Source organism: Paracoccus sp. PARArs4, from assembly GCF_947311865.1.
In the GTDB taxonomy this organism is placed as follows: domain Bacteria; phylum Pseudomonadota; class Alphaproteobacteria; order Rhodobacterales; family Rhodobacteraceae; genus Paracoccus; species Paracoccus zeaxanthinifaciens.
Map to the genome: position 1 here is coordinate 25,299 of NZ_CAMZMW010000017.1, position 22,029 is coordinate 47,327.

At 67.1% G+C, this 22,029-nt stretch carries 21 protein-coding genes and 4 tRNA genes; 14 read left to right on the forward strand and 11 right to left on the reverse strand.

Annotated features, from left to right (window positions below; all coding sequences use genetic code 11):
- Positions 1–260 precede the first annotated feature (260 nt).
- From recG to QMZ16_RS13320, 4 genes are all read right to left on the reverse strand, one after another.
- On the reverse strand, positions 261–2,381 hold the full coding sequence (gene recG, locus QMZ16_RS13305; protein WP_282603637.1) for an ATP-dependent DNA helicase RecG: 2,121 nt from the start codon (positions 2,379–2,381) through the stop codon (positions 261–263).
- Positions 2,354–4,534 carry an NAD-dependent DNA ligase LigA gene (ligA, locus tag QMZ16_RS13310; protein WP_282603638.1) on the reverse strand — a complete coding sequence of 727 codons (2,181 nt, stop codon included), beginning with the start codon at positions 4,532–4,534 and terminating at the stop codon, positions 2,354–2,356. Before ligA ends, recG begins: the two co-directional genes overlap by 28 nt.
- Before the next feature lie 85 nt (positions 4,535–4,619).
- Positions 4,620–5,330, reverse strand: a complete 711-nt coding sequence (gene ctrA / locus QMZ16_RS13315; protein ID WP_282603639.1) for a response regulator transcription factor CtrA — start codon at positions 5,328–5,330, stop codon at positions 4,620–4,622.
- Between the two features lie 80 nt (positions 5,331–5,410).
- A complete protein-coding gene (locus tag QMZ16_RS13320) occupies positions 5,411–5,707 on the reverse strand; it encodes a DUF1153 domain-containing protein (protein ID WP_022708262.1) in 297 nt (98 codons plus the stop codon).
- 157 nt (positions 5,708–5,864) lie between these two features.
- Between QMZ16_RS13320 and mnmA the strand changes: the two genes are divergently transcribed.
- Positions 5,865–7,037 carry a tRNA 2-thiouridine(34) synthase MnmA gene (gene mnmA / locus QMZ16_RS13325; protein WP_282603640.1) on the forward strand — a complete coding sequence of 391 codons (1,173 nt, stop codon included), beginning with the start codon at positions 5,865–5,867 and terminating at the stop codon, positions 7,035–7,037.
- Here mnmA and QMZ16_RS13330 read toward each other — a convergent pair.
- A complete protein-coding gene (locus tag QMZ16_RS13330; protein WP_022708260.1) occupies positions 7,009–7,419 on the reverse strand; it encodes a SufE family protein in 411 nt (136 codons plus the stop codon). The two genes, mnmA and QMZ16_RS13330, sit on opposite strands and share 29 nt — an antisense overlap.
- Positions 7,420–7,534: 115 nt before the next feature.
- On the opposite strand from QMZ16_RS13330, the gene QMZ16_RS13335 reads away from it, so the two are divergent.
- From QMZ16_RS13335 to QMZ16_RS13345, 3 genes are all read left to right on the forward strand, one after another.
- Entirely contained in the window at positions 7,535–8,038 is a 504-nt protein-coding gene (locus QMZ16_RS13335) for a hypothetical protein (protein WP_282603641.1), read from the forward strand.
- Between the two features lie 41 nt (positions 8,039–8,079).
- Positions 8,080–8,169 (forward strand) — tRNA-Ser (locus QMZ16_RS13340).
- Positions 8,170–8,268: 99 nt separating this feature from the next.
- Positions 8,269–9,210 carry a methyltransferase domain-containing protein gene (locus QMZ16_RS13345; RefSeq protein WP_282603642.1) on the forward strand — a complete coding sequence of 314 codons (942 nt, stop codon included), beginning with the start codon at positions 8,269–8,271 and terminating at the stop codon, positions 9,208–9,210.
- Between the two features lie 118 nt (positions 9,211–9,328).
- Here the strand turns inward: QMZ16_RS13345 and QMZ16_RS13350 are convergent.
- The 4 genes from QMZ16_RS13350 to QMZ16_RS13365 form a co-directional block, all read right to left on the reverse strand.
- Positions 9,329–9,405 (reverse strand) — tRNA-Arg (locus tag QMZ16_RS13350).
- A gap of 197 nt (positions 9,406–9,602) precedes the next feature.
- Positions 9,603–9,679, reverse strand: a tRNA-Arg gene (locus QMZ16_RS13355).
- 197 nt (positions 9,680–9,876) lie between these two features.
- Positions 9,877–9,953, reverse strand: a tRNA-Arg gene (locus QMZ16_RS13360).
- A 97-nt stretch (positions 9,954–10,050) separates the two neighbouring features.
- A complete protein-coding gene (locus QMZ16_RS13365) occupies positions 10,051–11,469 on the reverse strand; it encodes a HAMP domain-containing sensor histidine kinase (RefSeq protein ID WP_022708257.1) in 1,419 nt (472 codons plus the stop codon).
- Positions 11,470–11,722: 253 nt separating this feature from the next.
- Between QMZ16_RS13365 and rpmH the strand changes: the two genes are divergently transcribed.
- From rpmH to QMZ16_RS13415, 10 genes are all read left to right on the forward strand, one after another.
- Positions 11,723–11,857, forward strand: coding sequence for a 50S ribosomal protein L34 (gene rpmH, locus QMZ16_RS13370; RefSeq protein ID WP_028725980.1), 135 nt, complete (start codon positions 11,723–11,725; stop codon positions 11,855–11,857).
- 113 nt (positions 11,858–11,970) lie between these two features.
- Positions 11,971–12,312, forward strand: coding sequence for a ribonuclease P protein component (gene rnpA / locus QMZ16_RS13375; RefSeq protein WP_028725979.1), 342 nt, complete (start codon positions 11,971–11,973; stop codon positions 12,310–12,312).
- Positions 12,309–12,575 carry a membrane protein insertion efficiency factor YidD gene (gene yidD / locus QMZ16_RS13380; RefSeq protein ID WP_022708254.1) on the forward strand — a complete coding sequence of 89 codons (267 nt, stop codon included), beginning with the start codon at positions 12,309–12,311 and terminating at the stop codon, positions 12,573–12,575. The genes rnpA and yidD overlap by 4 nt, the downstream gene beginning before the upstream one ends.
- Entirely contained in the window at positions 12,559–13,446 is an 888-nt protein-coding gene (gene ttcA, locus QMZ16_RS13385) for a tRNA 2-thiocytidine(32) synthetase TtcA (RefSeq protein ID WP_022708253.1), read from the forward strand. The genes yidD and ttcA overlap by 17 nt, the downstream gene beginning before the upstream one ends.
- A 58-nt stretch (positions 13,447–13,504) precedes the next feature.
- Positions 13,505–14,797, forward strand: coding sequence for an EAL domain-containing protein (locus QMZ16_RS13390; protein WP_282603643.1), 1,293 nt, complete (start codon positions 13,505–13,507; stop codon positions 14,795–14,797).
- Positions 14,798–14,917: 120 nt separating this feature from the next.
- Positions 14,918–16,750: a membrane protein insertase YidC gene (gene yidC, locus QMZ16_RS13395; RefSeq protein ID WP_282603644.1), complete on the forward strand. Its 1,833-nt coding sequence runs from the start codon at positions 14,918–14,920 to the stop codon at positions 16,748–16,750.
- Entirely contained in the window at positions 16,750–17,508 is a 759-nt protein-coding gene (locus tag QMZ16_RS13400) for an MOSC domain-containing protein (protein WP_282603645.1), read from the forward strand. The genes yidC and QMZ16_RS13400 overlap by 1 nt, the downstream gene beginning before the upstream one ends.
- A complete protein-coding gene (yihA, locus tag QMZ16_RS13405) occupies positions 17,505–18,155 on the forward strand; it encodes a ribosome biogenesis GTP-binding protein YihA/YsxC (protein ID WP_282603646.1) in 651 nt (216 codons plus the stop codon). The genes QMZ16_RS13400 and yihA overlap by 4 nt, the downstream gene beginning before the upstream one ends.
- Before the next feature lie 62 nt (positions 18,156–18,217).
- Complete coding sequence (argB, locus tag QMZ16_RS13410; RefSeq protein ID WP_028725977.1) at positions 18,218–19,117, forward strand: acetylglutamate kinase; 900 nt, start codon at positions 18,218–18,220, stop codon at positions 19,115–19,117.
- Between the two features lie 72 nt (positions 19,118–19,189).
- Positions 19,190–19,708 (forward strand): histidine phosphatase family protein, encoded by a 519-nt coding sequence (locus QMZ16_RS13415; RefSeq protein WP_282603647.1) that lies wholly within the window; start codon positions 19,190–19,192, stop codon positions 19,706–19,708.
- A gap of 66 nt (positions 19,709–19,774) precedes the next feature.
- Here QMZ16_RS13415 and QMZ16_RS13420 read toward each other — a convergent pair whose 3' ends face one another.
- Complete coding sequence (locus QMZ16_RS13420) at positions 19,775–20,563, reverse strand: amino acid ABC transporter ATP-binding protein (protein WP_022708246.1); 789 nt, start codon at positions 20,561–20,563, stop codon at positions 19,775–19,777.
- A 10-nt stretch (positions 20,564–20,573) separates the two neighbouring features.
- Complete coding sequence (locus QMZ16_RS13425) at positions 20,574–22,028, reverse strand: amino acid ABC transporter permease (RefSeq protein WP_282603648.1); 1,455 nt, start codon at positions 22,026–22,028, stop codon at positions 20,574–20,576.
- Position 22,029: the final 1 nt, after the last annotated feature.

A 22,029-nucleotide genomic window follows, 5' to 3' on the forward strand; every position in this document is an offset into this window, starting at 1 on the left:
TGCCAGGACCGGTCCAGTTGCGCGTGCTTGGACAGAGGCGGTGCACAGGCGTGGGCACCGTATCAGCGACGCGGGGCAGATCTCAGGCTTGCAGGATCACCGGCAGGTAAAGGACCACCAGCGTGGTGGCGGTCAGCGCGGCGATACCGATCACATCACAGACGAATTCGCGGGTCATGGGCAGCAACTCCTCTCTGTTGCCGCTTTGTTCTCATATGGGAACGATTCGGTAAAGAACTTTTTAAGAACATTCGTGCTTGTCAGCCGATCTGGATCATCCGAATCGCGCGATCCTGCTCCATCAGCCACATCAGCATGCGGATCGCGCGGCCCCGTTCACCCTCCAGCTGGGGATCGATCTCCAGCAGCGCGCGGGCATCCTGGCGGGCGACGGCCATCAGCGGGGCCTGGTGTTCCAGGTCCGCGATGCGAAAGCGCGGAAGGCCCGATTGCGCGGTTCCGATAACATCGCCCGCGCCGCGCATCTCCAGGTCGACCTCGGCGATGCGGAAGCCGTCCTCGGTGTCGCGCAGCGTCGTCAGGCGCCGCTGCCCGGTCTCGTTCAGGGGGGCGTGATACATCAGCAGGCAGGTCGAGGCCCCTGCCCCGCGCCCGACGCGCCCGCGCAGCTGGTGCAACTGGGCAAGACCGAAGCTCTCGGCGCGTTCGATGACCATGATCGTGGCCTCGGGGACATCGACGCCGACCTCGATCACGGTGGTGGCGACCAGAAGCTGCGCGCGACCGCTGGCGAAATCCGACATGGCGGCGTCGCGCTGATCGGCGGGCATCTGGCCGTGGACCATGCGCACCATCTCGCCGAACTGCGCACGCAGCGCGGTGAACCGCGCCTCGGCGGCGGTCAGGTCGGTGACCTCGCTCTCATCGACCAGCGGGCAGACCCAATAGGCGCGCGCGCCCTGCGCCAAGGCACGGCGCAGGCGTTCGACCACCTCGTCCATGCGCTGATCGCCGATCATGACGGTCGTGATCGGCTGACGTCCCGGCGGTTTCTCGTCCAGCACCGACAGGTCCAGATCGCCATATTGCGACAGGGCCAGCGATCGCGGGATGGGCGTCGCGGTCATGATCAGCATGTCGGGCGGCACCTCGCCCTTGGCGGCCAGTTCCAGCCGCTGGCCCACGCCGAAGCGGTGCTGTTCGTCGATGATCGCAAGGCGGAGATCGTGGAAATGCACGTCCTTCTGAAAGACGGCATGGGTGCCGACCAGGATGTCGATGCCGCCATCGGCCAGATCGGCCAGGGTCCGGGCACGCCCCTCGCCCTTGTCGCGACCGGTCAGCGCGGCCAGCCGGATGCCCGCGGCCTGCGCCAGAGGCTCCAACGCGCGGAAATGCTGGCGGGCGAGGATCTCGGTCGGGGCCATGAGCACGGCCTGGCCCCCGGCCTCGACCGCGGCAAGCGCGGACAGCATGGCGACCAGCGTCTTGCCCGCGCCCACATCGCCCTGCAGCAAGCGGTTCATGCGGCGGTCGCTGGCCATGTCGGCGGTGATCTCGGTCACGGCGCGGGACTGCGCGCCCGTGGGCGGCCAGGGCAGGCTGTCCAGAACGCGCTGGCGCAGGCGGCCGTCGCCCGGACTGGCGCGACCCCGCAACCGGCGCCTTTCGCGGCGAACCAGTGCAAGGGTCATCTGGTGGGCAAGCAGCTCGTCATAGGCAAGCCGCGCCCGCGCGGGGCTGTCGGGCGACAGCGCGCGGGCCGCCTCGGGGGCATGGGCCTGGTGCAGAGCCTCGGCAAAGCCGGGCCAGCCGCGATCGCGCATCAGCTGCGCGTCGATCCATTCGTCGGCACGGGGCAGCAGCGCCAGCGCGGCGCTTGCGGCCTTGGCCATCACGCGCTGCGTCAGCCCCGCCGACAGCGGATAGGTCGGCTCGAACGCGGGGGGCAGCGGGTCGCCCTCGGGCAGGATGTGGTCGGGATGGACCATCTGCCAGCTTGCGTCGAACAGCTCGACCTTGCCGCTGACGATGCGGCGCGCGCCGACGGGCAGCTGCGCCTCGATCCACTTGGCGCGGGGGTGGAAGAAGACCAGCGTCAGATCGCCTTCGCCGTCCGAGCAATGGACTCGCCAGGGCCGCCCCTTGGCCGTCGGCTGGTGATGGCGCAGCACGGTGACGGGGATCGTCACGATCTCGGGCGGGCGGGCATCGGCGATCCGCGTCAGGCTGCGGCGCGCGATGCCGCCCGTGGGCAGGGTCAGCGCAAGGTCGCGCGGACGCTCGATGCCCATCTGCGCCAGCGCCGCGCGACCCTTCGGGCCGATCCCCGGCAGCGTCTCGATCCCCGCGAACAGCGGGAAAAGCGCCGGAGGGCGGCCCTTCGTCTCGGTCATGCGGACCCCGCGATGCGCAGCCATTCGTCCTCGTCGATGACCTTGACGCCCAGGTCGGCGGCCTTGGTGGCCTTCGATCCCGCGCCCGGCCCGGCGATCAGCAGGTCGGTCTTGGCGCTGACGCTGCCCGCGACCTTGGCGCCCATCGCCTCGGCCCTGGCTTTGGCTTCGGCACGCGACATGCGTTCCAGCGTGCCGGTGAAGACCAGCGTCTTGCCGGTGATCTCGGTCTGCGTCGTGCTGGCGGCCTGGGCGGGCTGGATGTCCAGCTGTTCGACCAGGCGGTCGATGCCGCGCCGTTCGGCGGGCTGCGCGAAGGTCGTCACGAGCGAGTTCACCAGCACCCCGCCGATCCCGTCGATGCCCGTCAGTTCGGCCCAGTGGGGACTGTCGGGCAGCGCGGCGCGGCGCAGCTTGTCGTCGGTGGCGGCGAATGCGGGTTCCTGCGCCGCGCCGTCGATGGCGGTCAGAAGCGCGTCCCAGGTCCCGAAATGACGGGCGAGGGTCTGGGCTGCGACCTCTCCGACATGGCGGATGCCAAGCGCGAAGACCAAGCGGGCCAGCGGGATGCGGCGGCGCTCCTCGATCGCGGCGAACAGCTTCTCGGCCGAGCGGGCGCCGAAGCCGTCGCGGTTCTTCAGCTTGGCAAGGTTCGCCGCATCGCGTTCGGCCAGCGTGAAGATGTCGGCGGGCTCGCGGATGGGCAGCGTGGTGTCGGCGAAGAACATCTCGACCTGCTTGGCGCCCAGCCCCTCGATGTCGAAGGCCTGTCGGCCGACGAAATGCTTCAGCTTCTCGACCGCCTGGGCGGGGCAGATCATCCCGCCGGTGCAGCGGCGGACGCTGTCGCCGGGCTCGCGGATCGCGTCCGAGCCGCATTCGGGGCACAGCGTCGGGAACGCGAAGGGCACGCTGTCCTCGGGCCTGCGCGACAGGTCCACATCCGCGATCTTGGGGATCACGTCGCCCGCGCGATAGATCTGGACCCAATCGCCCTCGCGGATATCGCGCCCCTCACGGATCGGCTGGCCGGCATTGTCGGTGCCCGCGATGTAATCCTCGTTGTGAAGCGTCGCGTTCGAGACGACGACCCCGCCCACAGTCACGGGCTCCAGCCGCGCGACGGGCGACAGCGCGCCGGTCCGCCCGACCTGGATCTCGATCCGGTCCAGCCGCGTCCATGCCAGTTCGGCCGGGAACTTGTGCGCGAGCGCCCAGCGCGGGGTCGTCGAGCGGAAGCCCAGCCGCGCCTGATAGCCGAGATCGTTCACCTTGTAGACAACGCCGTCGATGTCATAGCCCAGCGTGGCACGCTGCTGCTCGATCCCGGCCCAGGTGGCGATCATGCCCTTCGCGTCGTCGCAAAGCTGCATCAGCGGATTCGTCTGGAAGCCCAGCGCGGCAAGGCGTTCGACCGCGCCCATTTGCGTGTCGGCCAGCGGCGCGGACACCTCGCCCCAGGCATAGGCGAAGAAACGCAGGGGACGGCGCGCGGTGATCGCGGGGTCCAGCTGGCGCAGCGAACCGGCAGCGGCATTGCGCGGGTTGGCAAAGACGCGCCCGTCGCCCGAGGCGTTCAACGCCTCGAAATCGGCGTGGGTCATGTAGACCTCTCCGCGGACCTCGAGGATGGACGGGACATCGCCCTCCAGCCGGTGGGGAATGTCGGCGATGGTGCGGGCGTTGGCGGTCACGTTCTCGCCCACCGCCCCGTCGCCGCGCGTGGCGGCCTGGATCAGTTCGCCGTCCTCGTATCGCAGGGACAGCGAGAGGCCGTCGATCTTGGGTTCGGCGGTCACGGCCAGCGGTTCGTCGGCCTTCAGCCCCAGGAAATTCCGGACGCGGGCCAGGAAATCCTGAACATCGGCGTCGTCGAACCCGTTCGACAGCGACATCATCCGCTGCGCATGGGTGATCTTGCCAAAGCCCTCGGCGGGGGCGGCACCGACCTTCGCGGTCGGGCTGTCCGCTTGGACAAGGTCGGGGAAGGCCTGTTCCAGCGCCAGAAGCCGCGCCTTGATCGCGTCGTATTTCGCATCCGCGATGACCGGCGCATCGTCGCGGTGATAGGCGGTGTCGGCATCCGACATCCGCTGCGACAGTTCGGCGATCTCGGTACGGGCGGCGTCTTTGTCCAGCGCCTCGACCGGTATGCGATCCGCGATTTCCTGTGCCATTGCCAAACCCCTGCCTTCCCGGGGCGGCGCCGTGCCGCCCTTCGGACCGGGTATCGCCCATGCTGCGCGCGTCGTCCAGACGCGCTCAGGCGCCGATGGCCAGCCGTTCCTGTTCCGCGGGGCCGGGATCGCGCAGCACGTAACCGCGGCCCCATACCGTCTCGATATAGTTGCGGCCCTGCAGCGCCTCGGACAGCTTCTTGCGCAGCTTGCAGATGAACACGTCGATGATCTTCAGTTCGGGCTCGTCCATGCCGCCATAGAGATGGTTCAGGAACATCTCCTTGGTCAGGGTCGTGCCCTTGCGCAGGCTCAGCAGTTCCAGGATCTGGTATTCCTTGCCTGTCAAGTTCACCGGCTTGCCGCCCACCTCGACCGAGCGCGCGTCGAGGTTCACCGTGATCTCGCCCGTGTGGATCAACGCCTGCGAATGGCCCTTGGAGCGGCGGATGATGGCCTGGATGCGGGCCTGCAGTTCCTCGCGGTTGAAGGGCTTGGTCATGTAGTCGTCCGCCCCGAAGCCGAAACCGCGCAGCTTGCTCTCGGTGTCGTCGCTGCCGGTCAGGATCAGGATCGGGGTGTCGATGCGCGACATGCGCAGGTGGCGCAGCACCTCCATCCCGTTCATGTCGGGCAGGTCCAGGTCCAGCAGGATCAGGTCGTAATCATAGAGCTTGGCAAGATCGATGCCTTCCTCACCCAGATCCGTCCGGAACACGTTGTAGCTGGCCGAGGTCAGCATCAGCTCGATCGCGCGGGCCGTGCTGGGGTCGTCTTCCACAAGTAGGATTCGCATTCTTGGTATCCCCCGATTCGTCGAATTCTTCGAACCTGAACATTGAGACGAACCGGTTAACACGAGGTTACCTGCCGCGATTAACCGTTACGATGCTCAACCTGCGGCTGTCTATAGCGTTGCAGCGACGTCACCTTCAGCGCGGCCTTGCCATGCCGGGCGACCGCGGCGCACCAGCCGTCGAACTCCTCGTCCGACAGGCCATAGCGCGCGATGGCCTCGTCCCGCGCGATCAGCCCGTGGGCCACCGCCAGCACCACCGTCTGCTTGCGACTGGCCACCCAGCGCGTGTCGGCGGACGGCAGGTCCGCGATGCTGAGGATGCGCCCATCGGCCAGCGTGACGGTCCGCGGACCATTGGTTTTCTTCACGAACATGAACTGCCTCCGACTTGTTGGGGCCGGTATGCACCCCCACGACTTAAGACCGCGTTAGCCGGAACGCCCCGGCGGGGTTGAGAATATGCGGCATTCTCCTATATTTTGATCGAGTTTCGTCGGCTGCGGCCGCGCCAAGACCCGTGAAAGACCATCCATGAGCCTCGACACCAGCATCCGCGCGACGGCGCGCGACACCGAATTGAACAGCCTCGGCTTTGCCAAGCCGCCGTCGCAGACGCGCGTCGTGGTCGCCATGTCGGGCGGCGTCGACAGCTCGGTCGTGGCGGCCAAGCTGCATGCCGAAGGCTACGACGTGGTGGGCGTAACGCTGCAGCTCTATGATCACGGGGCGGCCTTGGCCAAGAAGGGCGCCTGCTGCGCGGGTCAGGACATCCACGATGCCCGCCGCGTGGCCGAGCGCATGGGCTTTCCCCATTACGTGCTGGATTACGAGAACAAGTTCCGCGAATCCGTGATCGACGAATTCGCCGATGCCTATCTGGCCGGCGCGACCCCCGTGCCCTGCATCCGCTGCAATGAGCGCGTGAAGTTCCGCGACCTGCTGGAAACCGCGCGCGATCTGGATGCCGACTGCATGGCGACCGGCCACTATATCCAGCGCAAGCAGGGCGACAGCCGGGCCGAGCTGCACATGGCGGCCGACCAGAACCGCGACCAGAGCTATTTCCTGTTCTCGACCACGCAAGAGCAGCTGGATTTCCTGCGCTTCCCCCTGGGCCACCTGGAAAGCAAGGCCGAGACCCGCGCGCTGGCCGCCGAATACGGCCTGTCGGTCGCGGACAAGCCCGACAGCCAGGACATCTGCTTCGTGCCCAATGGCGACTACGCCTCGGTCATCGAGAAGCTGCGCCCCGGTGCCGCCGATCCGGGCGAGATCGTGGACATGGACGGCAACGTGCTGGGCCAGCATCGCGGCGTGATCCACTACACGATCGGCCAGCGTCGGGGCCTGGGAATCGGTGGCTTGGGCGACCCACTCTATGTGGTGCGGCTGGAGCCCGAGACGCGCCGCGTCGTCGTCGGACCGCGCGCCGCCCTGTCCACGCAGACCGTCAATGTCAGCGAGGTGAACTGGCTGGGCGACCAGGCATTCGAGGGAGAGATCCCGGTCATGGTCCGCATCCGCTCGACCCGCCCGCCGCGGCCCGCGATCCTGCGCCCCCTGCCCGGTCGCCGCGCCGAGGTCGAGCTGCTGGACCCCGAGGAAGGCGTCAGCCCCGGCCAGGCCTGCGTCTTCTACCAGAACGACAGCAGCCGGGTCCTCGGCGGCGGCTGGATCAGCTTGCGGCGGCGGAAAGCAGCCTGATCCGCTCCACCATCGCGCGCAGCCCGTTCGAGCGCTGCGCCGACAGGTGCTCGTCCAGGCCCAGCCGCGACAATTCGGCCTGCGCGTCGATCTGGCCGACTTGGCCCACCGGCACGCCCGAATACAGCGCGTGCAGCACCGCGATCAGGCCGCGCACGATCAGCGCGTCGCTCTCTCCGTGGAAATCGAAGCGTCCATCCGCGATCTGCGGGTGGATCCACACTTGGCTTGCACAGCCGTCGACCTTGTTCGCGGGCACCTGCAGCGCGGGATCCAGCGGCGGCATCGCCTTGCCCAGCTCGATCACGTGGCGATAGCGATCCTCCCAGTCGTCGAGGAAGTCGAAGGTTTCTGCGATCTCTTCGAATGCTGCGGTCGCCATGCTCATCTCCTTCAGATGCGCATGGCCTAGCGTGGCCTGCCCCGAAGGTCAAAGAGGCTTTTCCGCGCAGCCGCTTTCCCCTATCACAAGGGCCAAGGAACAAGGGGGACCTGCCATGGCGAAATTCATCCTGCCGCTGCTGATCGGCGCCACCGCGATCGCCGGTTGCGGACGGTTCGGCGACAGCCGGCTGAACCCGCTCGGATGGCTGCCCCAGCCCGAACGCACGGCCCCCAGCATCGCCCCCGAGGGCGGATATGTCACCGCGGGCGACGAACGCCCCGGCGTCCCGCAGATCGTCGCCGCCAGCTGGGAGCCCCTGGGCGAAGGTCGCCTGCTGGTCGTGCAGGGCGCGGCCCCGGTCAAGGGCTATCGCCAGGCCGCGCTGGTTCCCGTCCGCCCGCAACCCCGCGGCAAGCTGGAACCCGATGCCGACGGCATCCTCCGCCTGCGTTTCGTGGCCCTGCCGCCCGTCGCCGACAACCCCGCCCGCGCCCTGCCCGCGAACCCCGTGACCGATCCGATCACCGTGGGCCTGCCGCTGAACTATCGCCAGCTTGCCCGCATCCGCGGGGTCGAGGTCAGCGGCGCGACGAACAGCGTCACCCTCTCTCGCTGAGCCTTGCGGTCGCGCCTGCGACCCGCTACTCCGCAACGGTCGGAGGCGTGGCAGAGTGGTTTAATGCACCGGTCTTGAAAACCGACGTGGGTGAGAGCCCACCGTGGGTTCGAATCCCACCGCCTCCGCCAGAACCGCCCTTCCCCACCGTCGCATCTTGACGCCGCCCCGCATCGGCATAGATGGCGCTTGCGGTCGGATGGCGACCGCTTCTTTCCCAGAAGCTGAACATGTCGATACTCTCCCTGTCGTCGGGCGATCTCATTGCGGATCGTCGCGCCGAATATGCCGAGGCGATGCTGCCCGGCGACGCGAATGCCGCATCCGAAATCTATCTCCAGGCGCTGGAACTGCGGCCCGACTGGGTCGCGGGCTGGTTCCGCCTGGGCGAGATCCGCATGGCGGCGGGCCTGCCCCTGGCCGATGACGCCTTCCGCCGCGCGCTCGATCTGGACCCCGAGGACCGGCTGGGCGCGGCGCTGTGCCTCGACCTGCTGCGGGACCGCTCGTTGGCCGATGCCATGCCCTCGGCCTTCGTCGAGACGCTGTTCGACCAATACGCCGCGGGCTTCGAGGAATCGCTGGTAGAGAAGCTGGACTATCGCGCGCCCGAACTGATCGCATCCGGCCTTGCGGGGCCGCTTGGGCGCGTTCTCGACCTGGGCTGTGGCACCGGGCTGATGGGCACGCATCTGCGCGACCGCGCGGACTGGCTGGAAGGGTGGGACATCTCGGCCGAGATGCTGCGCGAGGCCGGGGCCAAGGGCATCTATGACCGGCTGGCCAAGGCGGACCTCTCGGCGCTGGCGCCGCAGGCGGGGCGGTGGGATCTGGTCACCGCCGCCGATGTCTTCGCCTATCTTGGCGCGTTGGAGCAGATCGTGGCCTGGGTCGCGCAGGCGCTGCGCCCCGGCGGCCGCTTCGCCTTCACGGTCGAGGCGCATGACGGGACCGAGGCCTATGTCCTGCGCCCCAGCCGTCGCTTCGCCCATGCCGCGCCGCATCTTGCGACACTGCTGGATCACGCGGGCTTCGACGCCCGCCTGACGCCTGCGGTGCTGCGACAGGATCGGGGCATGCCGATTCACGGGCTGGTCGTGCAGGCCGTCCGTCGCGGCGCCCTTGACGCGCGCCAGGATGCGGATCGCGACCGGTTGGTGCCCCTAGCCTGATCCGGCGCATGACAGAATCGGCTGCCGTCGGGACCGGCAGCCGCAAACCTTCGGGAACGACATGAAGGGCCCCGACCAAAACGGTCGCTGCCTTGCTGTTCTTCCGATGATGGGGAAATGGCGGACCCGGAGCGATTCGAACGCCCGACCCCCAGATTCGTAGTCTGGTGCTCTATCCAGCTGAGCTACGGGTCCGTCTGTGTGGGCGGTTACTAACCGCGGTCGCCGGCGGCTGCAAGGGGCATTCCGACAAGTATGTGACGAATTCGGCGGGATATTTCCGGACGGGTTTCCCGCACGGTCCCCACGCTGCCGATGGCATCGAATCGGACCGAAGGACGCGCAATATGCCCCGGGGCACTGGCGATGCGTCGATCTGGACTATGGGGAAATGGCGGACCCGGAGCGATTCGAACGCCCGACCCCCAGATTCGTAGTCTGGTGCTCTATCCAGCTGAGCTACGGGTCCGTCTGTGTGGGCGGTTACTAACCGCGGTCGCCGGCGGCTGCAAGGGGCATTCCGACAAGTATGTGACGAATTCGGCGGGATATTTCCGGACGGGTTTCCCGCACGGTCCCCACGCTGCCGATGGCATCGAATCGGACCGAAGGACGCGCAATATGCCCCGGGGCACTGGCGATGCGTCGATCTGGACTATGGGGAAATGGCGGACCCGGAGCGATTCGAACGCCCGACCCCCAGATTCGTAGTCTGGTGCTCTATCCAGCTGAGCTACGGGTCCGTCTGTGAGGGCGGTTACTAACCGTGGGTGCGGGGGGACGCAAGGCCCATTCGTCCGGGTGTCGAAACTTTTCGCAGGCAACGCCAGGAACCCGGCGTCAGGCGGGGGCACCCTCGCGCGCAGGCATCTGCGCCAGGTCGCGCGGCAGCTTGATGCAGAATTCCGACCCGTCCTCGTCGCTGCGCATCAGGTTCAGGCTGCCCCCGTGCCCGCGCACGAGATCGGCGGCGATGGTCAGCCCAAGCCCGGTCCCCCCGCGGCGCGTGCTGCCCGAGAAGGGCTTGAACAGGTATTCCCGCGCCTTTTCGGGCAGCCCCGGCCCGCTGTCGCCCACGCGGATCCACCAATCGGACTCGCCCTCGCCCGCGCTCAGCTCGATCGTGCCGTTCTGGCCCGTCCCCTCGATCGCCTGCCGCGCGTTGCGCACCAGGTTCGACAGCACGCGATACAGCTGGTCGCGATCCGCGCGCAGGATCATGCCGCCGGGAATGTCGGTCAGGAAATCGACCTTGCCCGCAGCCTCGCCCGCAAGGGTCTCGGCCTCGACCACCTCCTGTGCCAGCTGGGCCAGGTTGAAGCGCGACAGCGTGGGCGCGGGTTCCTCGGCCTTGCCGAAGGCCAGCGTCGTCTCGCACAGGTTCACCGCCCGCGTGATCGAGTTCACCAGCTTGGGCGCGGCCCGCCGCACCTTGGGGTCGGCGCTGTCCTCCAGCCGGTCGGCGAAGATCTGCGCCGTGGTCAGGATGTTGCGCAGGTCGTGGCTGATCTTGGCGACCGCCTGCCCCAGCTGGGCCATGCGCTCTTTCTGCTTCAGAGACGAGGTCACGGTCTGCTGCATGGTCTGAAGCGCGGTCTCGGCCTCGCGCAGCTCCTCCAGCCGGGCATCGGGGATGATGATGCTGCGCGCATCCTCGGGGGCGCCGGCATAGGCGGACATATGCGTGATCACCCGCCGGATCGGCGCAAGGATCATGCGCTGCGCTGCAAGGAACAGCAGCACCGCCGTCAGGATCGAGAACAGCGCCGACACCGCCAGAAGCCGCAGGACATACTCCACCATCGCCTGCCGCAGGGGCAGCGTCTCCATCGTGATCTCGATCAGCTGGCCCGCCTGGTTCACGGGCGATCCGATCACCCGGATCACGCGGTTCTCGGAATCGGCGATGGCGATCAGCGAATCGTCGATGGTCTGCATCACGCCATCCTCGCGCAGGTCGTATGTCGCGACGACCGGGCCGGGAATCGGCGAGGACAGGACCAGCTGGCGGATGTCGTCGCGCCGCAGGACCACGTTGAACACGCCCGCGTTCTGCAGCAGCTCCGATTCCAGGTCGGAGGCCAGCGTCTCGTCGGTGGCAAGCAGCGCAAGGCTTGCGATCTGCGCACGTTCCAGCCGCGATTCGAGGTAGTCCAGCCGGAATCCCGCCAGCGACGGCAGCAGGATGAACAGCTCGGCCAGCAGGACGAACATCATCGTCAAAGCGGCGAATCGGCCAGAGATCGTGTTCAGTCTCATGTTATCGTGGTCTTTTCTTCGCAGGCAGCCGCTTTTGGGATGGATCCGTCATGGATTGCACATCAAACGAATGTGATTGAACCGAAGTTCCACGTCTATTTGGGCATCGCCGAACCCGTTTTGCATGGTTGACGCGCGGAAGGTTCTTCACTAATGAGCGGGCTTCGAATGACCGGCGCCGTGGCGCGGGGCAGTTTTCTGCAACCTGCCCCGTACGGTGACCATCCGCAAGATACGACACCGGAGTATGACCATGAAGCGCACCTTCCAACCCTCGAACCTCGTTCGTGCGCGCCGTCACGGCTTCCGCGCCCGCATGGCCACCAAAGGCGGCCGTCGCGTGCTGAACGCCCGTCGCGCCAAGGGCCGCAAGCGTCTGTCGGCGTGATCGCCTAGGCGATCCTGTCGGCGGCTTTGCTGCCTGCAAGACTACTCGAGATGCCGCCCCTGCCCCATCCCGCAGACGATACGTCGCCGGATGCAGACCGGGCGGCATTTCGCATGTCTGCGTCCATGCCGAAGGTGATCGCGAAACGCGCCGATTTCCTTCTTTGCGCCAAGGCGTCGCGCACGCCGATGCCCGCGTTCCTGCTTCAGGCCCGCGATCGCGGGGATGACGGGGAATTGCGCATTGGTTTCACCTGCTCGAAAAAGCTGGGCAATGCCGTGGCGCGCAACCGCGCCAAGCGCCGCCTGCGCGAGATCGCGCGCCTCGTGCTGCCGCAGGATGGCCGCCGGGGCTGGGACTATGTTCTGGTCGGCCGCCCCGAGGCCACCGCGACCCGCGATTTCGCCCAGATGCAGGACGAACTGCGCCGCGCCCTGCGCAAGGTGCACAGATGAGCCCCCTTGCACGGATCGCGGCCCTGCCCGTCCGTGCCTACAGGCTTGTCGCATCCCCCTGGGTCGGTCACGGCTGCCGGTTCCAGCCGACCTGCTCGGCCTATGCGCTGCAGGCCCTCGAACGTCACGGTGCATGGCGGGGCGGATTGCTGACGCTGCGCCGCATCGGTCGCTGCCACCCCTGGGGCGGCCAAGGTTATGACCCCGTGCCGGGCGCCGACCCGGACCACGACCAGAAGGTTCGCGATGCTGGACGACGCTGACGATTCCGATATCCACCCGCTCTTCGCGGGCGCCCCCTCCTCGACCGAGTTCCGCAAGCTGCGCAAGCGCCTGGTGCGCGAGACCCGCGCCGCGATCGAGGATTACGGCATGGTCCGCCCCGGCGATCGCTGGCTGGTCTGCCTGTCGGGCGGCAAGGACAGCTATACCCTGCTGGCGATCCTGCACGAATTGCAGTGGCGCGGCGTTCTGCCGGTCGAGCTGCTGGCCTGCAACCTGGACCAGGGGCAGCCGAACTTTCCGGCGACGGTCCTGCCGGCCTTCCTGAAGGAACGCGGCGTTCCGCACCGGATCGAATACCAGGACACCTATTCCATCGTGAAGGAGAAGGTGCCCGCCGGCCGGACCTATTGCGCGCTGTGTTCGCGGCTGCGTCGCGGCAATCTCTATCGCATCGCGCGCGAGGAAGGCTGTTCCGCCGTGGTGCTGGGCCACCACCGCGACGACATGCTGGAAACCTTCTTCATGAACCTGTTCCACGGCGGACGGCTGGCCACCATGCCGCCCAAGCTGCTGAACGAGGATGGCGACCTGACGGTCCTGCGCCCCCTTGCCTATGTGGCCGAGGACGATTGCGACCGCTTCGCACGGGCCATGAACTATCCCATCATTCCCTGCGATCTCTGCGGCAGCCAGGAGGGCCTGCAGCGCGTCCAGGTCAAGCGCATGCTGGACGAATGGGAGGCACGCACCCCCGGACGCAGGCAGGTGATGTTCCGGTCGCTGATGAACGTGCGCCCCTCGCATCTGCTGGATCCGAAACTGTTCGATTTTTCGGGACTTTTCCCGGGCGATCCGGCCGAAAATGCCGATCCGGTGCCCGATCTGGGGCGCGGAACGCAGGAACATTAACGGAACGACAAGCAATCGGGTCTAATGCTCGTGTCGGTGATTCCGTGAAAGGTCCGGCATGTCCAAGAAACTCGATCGCATCCTCTCGCCGTTCCGCAGGCTGACGAAACCGGCCGATCCGCAGGACCTTGCGCGCAGCGTGCTTCTTCTGCGGCTCGAGAATATCGAGAGCCTGTCCCAGATCCTCGACAAGACGGCGGTCAGCCATCTGATCGTGCAGCTGTCCATGACGCTCGGGGGGGCGGTCAGGCCCTGCGACCCGCTGCAGATCGTGGGGCCGGGCCTGTTCGCGGTGGTGCTGCGCGACCGGTCCGAACGCGACGCGATGCAGGTGGGGCGCAGGCTGCACCAGCTGGGCCAGCGGACCATCCCCCTTGGCGGGCGCAACGTGACGCCGGTGCTGACGGGCGTCCTGGTCCATGCCGACGCGCCCGACCTGCCCGATGTCGCGCTGATGACCGACAACGCGCTGCGCCGGATGCGCGGGCTGCCCGACAGCGCGCTCGGGCGGATGACGATGTATGCCCACGATCCCGCGCTTGCCTCGGGCGACCTGGCCGCCACCGTTTCCGACGCGATCAAGGCGGGCGAGTTCGAGGCCTTCTTCCAGCCCCAGCAATGCTGCCATTCGGGCCGCATCACCGGCTTCGAGGCGCTGGCCCGGTGGAACCACCCGCAGCGCGGGCTTCTGCCCCCCGGCGCCTTCATGCCGCAGATGGGCGATGCCGATCACAACAGCCTGACGCTGGTGATGCTGGCGCAGTCCATGCAGGCGCTGAAGGCATGGGACCGGGCGGGCTTCGACGTGCCGACCGTCTCGATCAACATCTCGAACTGTGAATTGTCCAGCCGCGGCTTTGCCGATTGCCTGCTGTGGGAACTGGACCGCCACGAGATCGCGCCCGCCCGACTGGTGGTCGAGGTGCTGGAGAGCGTGGGGCCCGTGACCAGCAATGCCGAGACGCGGGTGAACCTGGGCAAGCTGGCCAAGGCCGGCTGCTGCATCGACCTGGACGATTTCGGCACGGGCTATGCCAGCCTGGACGCAATCCGGCAGTTCGGCATCCACCGCATCAAGATCGACCGCAGCTTCGTGACCGCCTGCGACGTGGATGCGGGCCAGCAGCGGATGATCCTTGCGATCCTGGCCCTGGCCGAACGGCTGGGCATCGCCGCGCTGGCCGAGGGCGTCGAGACGCGCGAGGAATACGCCTTCCTTGCGCAGATGGGCTGCGACGAGGTTCAGGGCTATGCCATCGCGCGACCCATGCCGCTGTCGGCGACGCATGATTTCCTGACCGCGCAGGCGACCGCCGCATCGCAGCTGCCGCAGATCGCGAAACGGGGCTGAACGCCACGTTTTCACGGGCCGCGCAGCCCCGCCAGGGGCCGCGAAAGCCCAATTCCGCTTGACCTTTCGGGGTCCGTTCTGTTGAACCGGCGCGACTGACGCGATGACGGTGGTGACGGAATGGACGACAACAACCGCAATCTGATCCTGGCGACCGTGCTGTCGTTCCTGGTGATCATGGTCTGGTACACGGTGTTCGCACCGGAACCTGCCACGGATCAACCCTCGGGACAGCCCGTGGCCGAGCAGAGCATGCCCGACCAGCCCCTTGCCCCCGCCACGACCGCGGGCAACGGCGCCGACCTGGCCGAGACCCCCGAGACCGCGGGCGATCAGCCCGTGGGCCGCGTGGCGATCGACTCGCCCGCGCTGGAAGGCTCGATCTCGCTGGCCGGCGGTCGCGTGGACGACCTGCTGCTGCTTCGCTACCGCGAAGAGAACGACGACAGCTCGCCCAATGTGCGCCTTCTGTCGCCCTCTTCCGCCACGGCCGAGGCAGGGATCGAATCCGGCGCCTCGAAGCCCTATTACGCCGTCTATGGCTGGACCCCCGGCGCGGGCACCGACCCGTCGCTGGTCCCGAACCCCGCGACCGTCTGGACGCTGGAGCAGGGCGAGACCCTGTCGCCCGGCAACCCGGTCACGCTGGCATGGGACAACGGCGCGGGCCAGGTCTTCCGCCGGACCTTCGCGCTTGACGACAACTATCTGTTCACCGTCAGCCAGAGCGTCGAGAACAACGGCGACCAGGCCTTCGCCGCCGCCCCCTACGGCATCATCGCCCGCCACGGCGAACCCGACACGCAGAACTTCTTCGTGCTGCACGAGGGCGTCGTCGGCATGCAGGACGGCACGCTGATCGAACAGGATTACGACGACCTGCCCGATTTCGAACAGCAGCCCCGCGAGGGCCGCGCCGAGATCTTCGAGGTCGAGGAGAACGGCTGGATCGGCTTCACCGACAAGTACTGGATGACGACGCTGGCCCCCGCACCGGGCCAGGCCTTCACCGCGGTCGTAAAATATGCCGACGGCGCCGACATCTACCAGACCGAGGCCCGCTTCCCGATGCAGACCGTCCAGCCGGGCGCGACCGCATCCTCGGACAGCTACCTCTTTGCGGGCGCCAAGGTCTGGGAGGTCATCAAGGGCTACGAGGACGACCTGGGCATCCAGGGCTTCGTCGACTCGATCGACTGGGGCTGGTTCTACTTCCTGACCAAGCCGATCTTCCGCCTGCTGCACTTCCTGAACGGCATCATCGGCAACATGGGCTGGGCGATCATTGCGCTGACCGTCGTGCTGAAGATGCTGGTCTTCCCGCTGGCGCGCAAATCCTACATCTCGATGGCGAAGATGAAGGAACTTCAGCCCCAGATGGAGGAGATCAAGACCCGCACCGGCGACGACCGGATGAAGTTCCAGAAAGAGGTGATGGAGCTGTACAAGCGCGAGAAGGTGAACCCGGCCGCGGGCTGCCTTCCGATCCTGCTGCAGATCCCGATCTTCTTCTCGCTCTACAAGGTGATCTTCGTCACGATCGAACTGCGCCACGCGCCCTGGATCGGTTGGATCCGCGACCTCTCGGCGCCGGACCCCTCCAGCCTGCTGAACCTGTTCGGCGTCCTGCCCTTCGCGGCACCGGCGCAGGGCACGCTGCTGCACTCGCTGTCGCTGCCGGCGCTGGCGATCCTGCTGGGTGTCAGCATGTGGATGCAGCAGCGTCTGAACCCGACGCCGCAGGACCCGTCGCAGAAGATGATCTTCGCGCTGATGCCCTGGATCTTCATGTTCATGCTGGGCGGCTTCGCCTCGGGGCTGGTCCTGTACTGGATCACGAACAACACGATCACGATCATCCAGCAGTACACGATCATGTCGATGCACGGCCACCGGCCCGACCTGTTCGGCAACATCCGCGCCTCGCTGCCGTCGCGCGGCAAGGGCAAGTGATGGGCGCGCCGCGTCTGGCCATGATCCGTCGCCATCCGGTCAAGTCGATCGGAGGCGAGGGGCTGGACGCGGTGCGCCTGCAGCCCGCCACCCGCATGCCGGGCGACCGCGAATGGGCGGTCCTGACCGAGGCGGGCGAGCGGCTGGCCATCGCCAGTGAAACCGAAGGGCAGCCGGATCGCTGGCTGCCCAAATCCGCCTTTCTGCGCGGCGTCGCCTCGGCCGATCTGCAGGCCATCGACGGCGGCTGGCGCGACGGGCTTCTGCACCTTGCACATCCCCGCGCAGGCAGCATCACGCTGGATCCCGAAACCGAGGGGCCGCGCCTGATCGACTGGCTGCGCCCGCTGTGGCAGGGCCCCGCGCCGACGCGCCTTGTTCGCGGCGCGGCGATCTGGACCGACCAGAAATGGCCCTGGCTGTCGATCCTGTCGCTGGACAGCCTGCGAGACCTCGAGGCCCGCACGGGCCTTGTCGCGGGCCATCGTCGCTGGCGCGGCAACCTGTGGATCGAGGGCCTCGCCCCCTTCGAGGAGCGCGACTGGATCGGTCGCGTCATCCGCCTGGGCGAGGTCGAGCTGCGCGTCACCGACCATGTGACCCGCTGCGAGGCCACCAGCATCGACACGACCACCGGCCAGCGCGACATCGACATGCTGGACGCGCTGCGCCAGAATTATGGACATACCGATTTCGGCGTCTTTGCCGAGGTCGTCACCGGCGGCACGATCCGCCTTCAGGATCAGGTTACCGCATGAAGGTCTCTTTCCCCGTCGCCCCCGAACCCGAAGCCCATGTCGCCGAGGCCGCGCGCCAGCTGTTCGCGGGTCCGGTCGATTTCCTCAAGGGTGTCGTCGCCATGGACGGCCTGCCCCCCGCCGACCGCCCCGAGATCTGCTTCGCGGGCCGCAGCAACGTGGGCAAGTCCAGCCTGATCAACGCGCTGACCGGCCGCAAGGGCATCGCCCGCGCGTCGAACACGCCGGGCCGCACGCAGGAAATCAACTATTTCAAGCTGGGCGAGCGCGCCTTCATGGTCGACCTTCCGGGCTATGGCTTTGCCAAGGCGCCGCTGCCGGTCGTCCAGAAATGGCAGACGCTGCTGAAATCCTATCTGGCGGGGCGGCCCACGCTGCGCCGCGCCTTCTGCCTGATCGATTCGCGCCACGGCATCAAGCCGGTCGACCACGAGATCATGACCCTGCTGGACCGCTCTGCCGTGCCCTTCCAGGTCGTGCTGACCAAGGCCGACAAGCTGGGCCCGAACGCGATCAAGCCGGTGCTGGCGCAATGCGAGGAAGAGCTGCAGAAGCACCCCGCCGCCTTCCCCGAGCTGGTCGTCACCTCGTCCGAGAAGGCCGACGGGATCGCCACGCTTCGCGCCATCATCGCCGGGCTGGACTGAACCGCCCGCGCGTCCTAGGGTCCGCCCCTAATCACGGGGATCAAGGGATGAGAAAGCAGAACATGAACCGGGACTGGATCGCCACCGCACGCACGCTTTCGGAAGCCCTGCCCTATCTGCAGCGCTATTCAGGCGCGGTGGTCGTGGTCAAGTTCGGCGGCAACGCCATGGGCGACGACGATGCGATGGCGGAATTCGCCCGCGACATCGTGCTGATGAAGCAGGTCGGCATGAACCCCATCGTCTGCCATGGCGGCGGCCCGATGATCAACGAACTGCTGGGCAAGCTGGGCATCGAGAGCAATTTCGTCCGCGGCAAGCGCGTCACCACCAAGGAGACCGTCGAGGTCGTCGAGATGGTGCTGTCGGGCCTGGTGAACAAGCGCATCGTCCAGGCGATCAACGATGCCGGCGGCCGCGCGGTCGGGATTTCCGGCAAGGACGACGACATGATGGTCTGCGAGGCGGACGATCCCGAACTGGGCTTCGTCGGCCGCCCCGTCGAGATGAACGTCCAGATCATCCGCGACCTTTACGGCGCGGGGATGATCCCCGTCATCGCCCCCGTCGCCACGGGGATGGAGGATAACGAGACCTTCAACGTCAACGGCGACACCGCCGCGGGCGCCATCGCCGGTGCGCTGCAGGCCGACCGCCTGCTGCTGCTGACCGACGTGGCGGGGGTCAAGGACGCCTCGGGCGAGGTGGTGACCCAGCTGACCCCGGACCAGGTGCGCGACATGATCGCCGACGGCCAGATCGCGGGCGGCATGATCCCCAAGACCGAGACCGCCCTGAAGGCGATCGAGGACGGTGTCCGCGCGGTCGTCATCCTGGACGGACGCGTCCAGAACGCCTGCCTGCTGGAGCTGTTCACCGAACATGGCGCGGGCTCGTTGATCCGCACGACCGAACCGCGCGTCAAGCCGCGCGGCCTGCGGCAGGGCGCAAGCGGCCTGTAACGCGCTTGCGGGGACAAGACGGGCTGTGGCAGGCTGCGATTCCTGCCACGGCACGAAAGGGCTGACCCGAACATGACCCCGCTTGGACATCGCCGACTGATCCTGACGCGACACGCGAAATCGGCGTGGGACGATCCGACGCTGGACGATCACGACCGGCCCCTGAACGAACGCGGACGCCGTTCCGCCCGCGCGCTTGGCGACTGGATGGCCAGCCGCGGCTACGAACCCGAAGAGGTTCTGTGCTCGACCGCGACGCGCACGCGCCAGACCTGGGACGTGGTGTCCGGCGCACCGCTGGAAGTGCGGCCCGTGATGCGCTTCGAGAAATCCCTCTATCACGCGGGGCCGGACCGGATGCTGGCGGTGCTGCGTTCGGCCACTCAGCCCACGGTGATGATGATCGGGCACAACCCCGGCATCTCGGAATTCGCGGCGATGCTGCCTGCGCGCGCACCGCTGGACCCCGAGTTCCGCAGCTATCCCACAGCCGCGACCCTCGTCGTCGATTTCGAGGTCGAGAGCTGGGCCGAGATCGCCCCGGGCAATGGCAGCGTGATGGATTTCATCCGCTTCGACGGGCGCAGCTGACAAGGCAGGCCCGAAACGACGAAAGGCGGGGATCGCTCCCCGCCTTTGCGCATTCGATGGCCCCGTTCAGTGCCCGAGGATCTGGCTGAGGAACAGCTTCGTCCGCTCGGATTTGGGGTTGTTGAAGAACTCGACCGGTTCGTTCTGTTCCACGATCTGGCCCTGGTCCATGAAGATCACGCGGTTCGCCACGGCCTGGGCAAAGCCCATCTCGTGGGTGACGCACAGCATGGTCATCCCCTCCTCGGCCAGCTCGATCATGGTGTCCAGGACCTCCTTGATCATCTCGGGGTCCAACGCGCTGGTCGGCTCGTCGAACAGCATGATGCGCGGCTGCATGCACAGCGACCGCGCGATGGCGACGCGCTGCTGCTGCCCGCCCGACAGCTGGCCCGGATACTTGTGGGCCTGGTCGGGGATCTTGACCTTGGACAGGAAATGCATGGCCGTTTCCTCGGCCTGCTTCTTGGGAACCTTGCGGACCCAGATCGGCGCCAGCGTGCAGTTCTCCAGCACGGTCAGGTGCGGGAACAGGTTGAAGTGCTGGAACACCATGCCGACTTCGGAACGCACCTTGTCGATGTTCTTGATGTCGCTGGTCAGCTCGACCCCGTCCACGACGATATGGCCGGCCTGATGTTCCTCCAGCCGGTTGATGCAGCGGATCAGCGTCGATTTCCCGGACCCCGAGGGGCCCGCGATGACGATGCGTTCGCCGCGATGCACGGTCAGGTCGATGTCGCGCAGCACGTGGAAGGTACCGTACCACTTGTTCATGTTCCGGATCTCGATCGCGACCTCGTCGCTGACCGTCATGTGGCTCCGGTCGATCTGGCGGGTGATGGTTTCGTTCATGATCCTGTCCTTAACGGTGACCACGCTGCAGACGGCGTTCCAGGTACATCGAGTACCGCGACATGCCGAAGCAGATGAGGAAGAAGATGAAGCCGACGAAGATGTAGGGTTCCCAGTAGATACCCTTCCAGGACGTGCTTGCGCGCACCGCGTCGGACATGGATTTCAGCGGATCGTACAGACCCACGAAGGTGACCAGCGTCGTGTCCTTGAACATGCCGATGAAGGTCGAGACGATCCCCGGGATCGAGATCTTCAGCGCCTGCGGCAGCACGATCAGCCGCTGCGCCTTCCAGTAGTCCAGCCCGAGCGCGTCCGCGGCCTCGTACTGGCCCTTGGGCAGCGCGGCCAGGCCCCCGCGGATCACCTCGGCCATGTAGGCGGCGGCGAAGACCGTCACCATGATGATGACGCGCAGGATGATGTCGAAGCTGGTCCCCGGCGGCAGGAAGTAGTTCAGCAGAAGCGACGCCACGAACAGCAGCGTGATCAGGGGCACGCCGCGGATGAACTCGATGAAGACGACGGCCAGGGTCGTGATCAGGAACATGTCCGAACGCCGCGCCAGCGCCAGCACGATCCCCAGGGGCAGCGACAGGGCGATGCCCGCCACGCCGATGGTGATCGACAGGAGGAACCCGCCAAAGCTGCTGGAGGCGACCGCAGGGATCCCCATCGGCAGCAGGTTCTGCGCATCGCCCGCCGCGTCGCCCGCGACGAACAGCCAGAAGACCACCGTCACCAGCGCCGCCATGATCGTGGCCAGCATCGCCGAGCGCGGCGACAGCACGCGCCAGGTGATCCAGCCAAGGACCGGCCCCACCAGCACGAAGATCGGACCCCAGAGCGAACCGCCCCACAGAAGCCAGACCCCCAGAAGCGGGAACAGCGCCGAGAAGGGCAGAAGCCGCGTGATCTCGGTCTCGGAGGCGTAGAAGGCGAAGGCCATGACCGCGACGGCGAAGACCAGCCAGACGATGGGCGCGCCAAGCGCGATCATCGCCAGCAGCGTCAGCGCCACCGTTGCCGACAGTACGATCCGCCGGATCGACAGCGATGCGCCGAACAGGACGGGCATCAGCGCGACCATCAGCAGGCCGAAGGTCATCACCGGCCGCCAGTACAGCTCGGGCGGATAGAAGCCGAAGACATACTGGTTCCAGCGTTCGCGGATGACGGCGAAGCAGGCGCCGCGCGCGCCCTCGCCCCAGGTCTGGGCGATGATCTCGCGGCATTCGGGCAGGCTGTCCGCATTCCAGACGGAATGGGCGAACCAGTCCCCGAAGGCGACATAGAGGAACCAGATGATGGCCAGACCCAGCAGGGTCAGAACCGTGTTCACCGGCCCCGAGAACAGGTTCTCTCGCAGCCAGCGGACCGCGCCGGCCTGCTGGGCGGGCGGCGGGGCGGCGGGCAGCATGGTGTCGCGCACGAAGGCGACGGTCTGGGCGTGGGTATCGCTCATT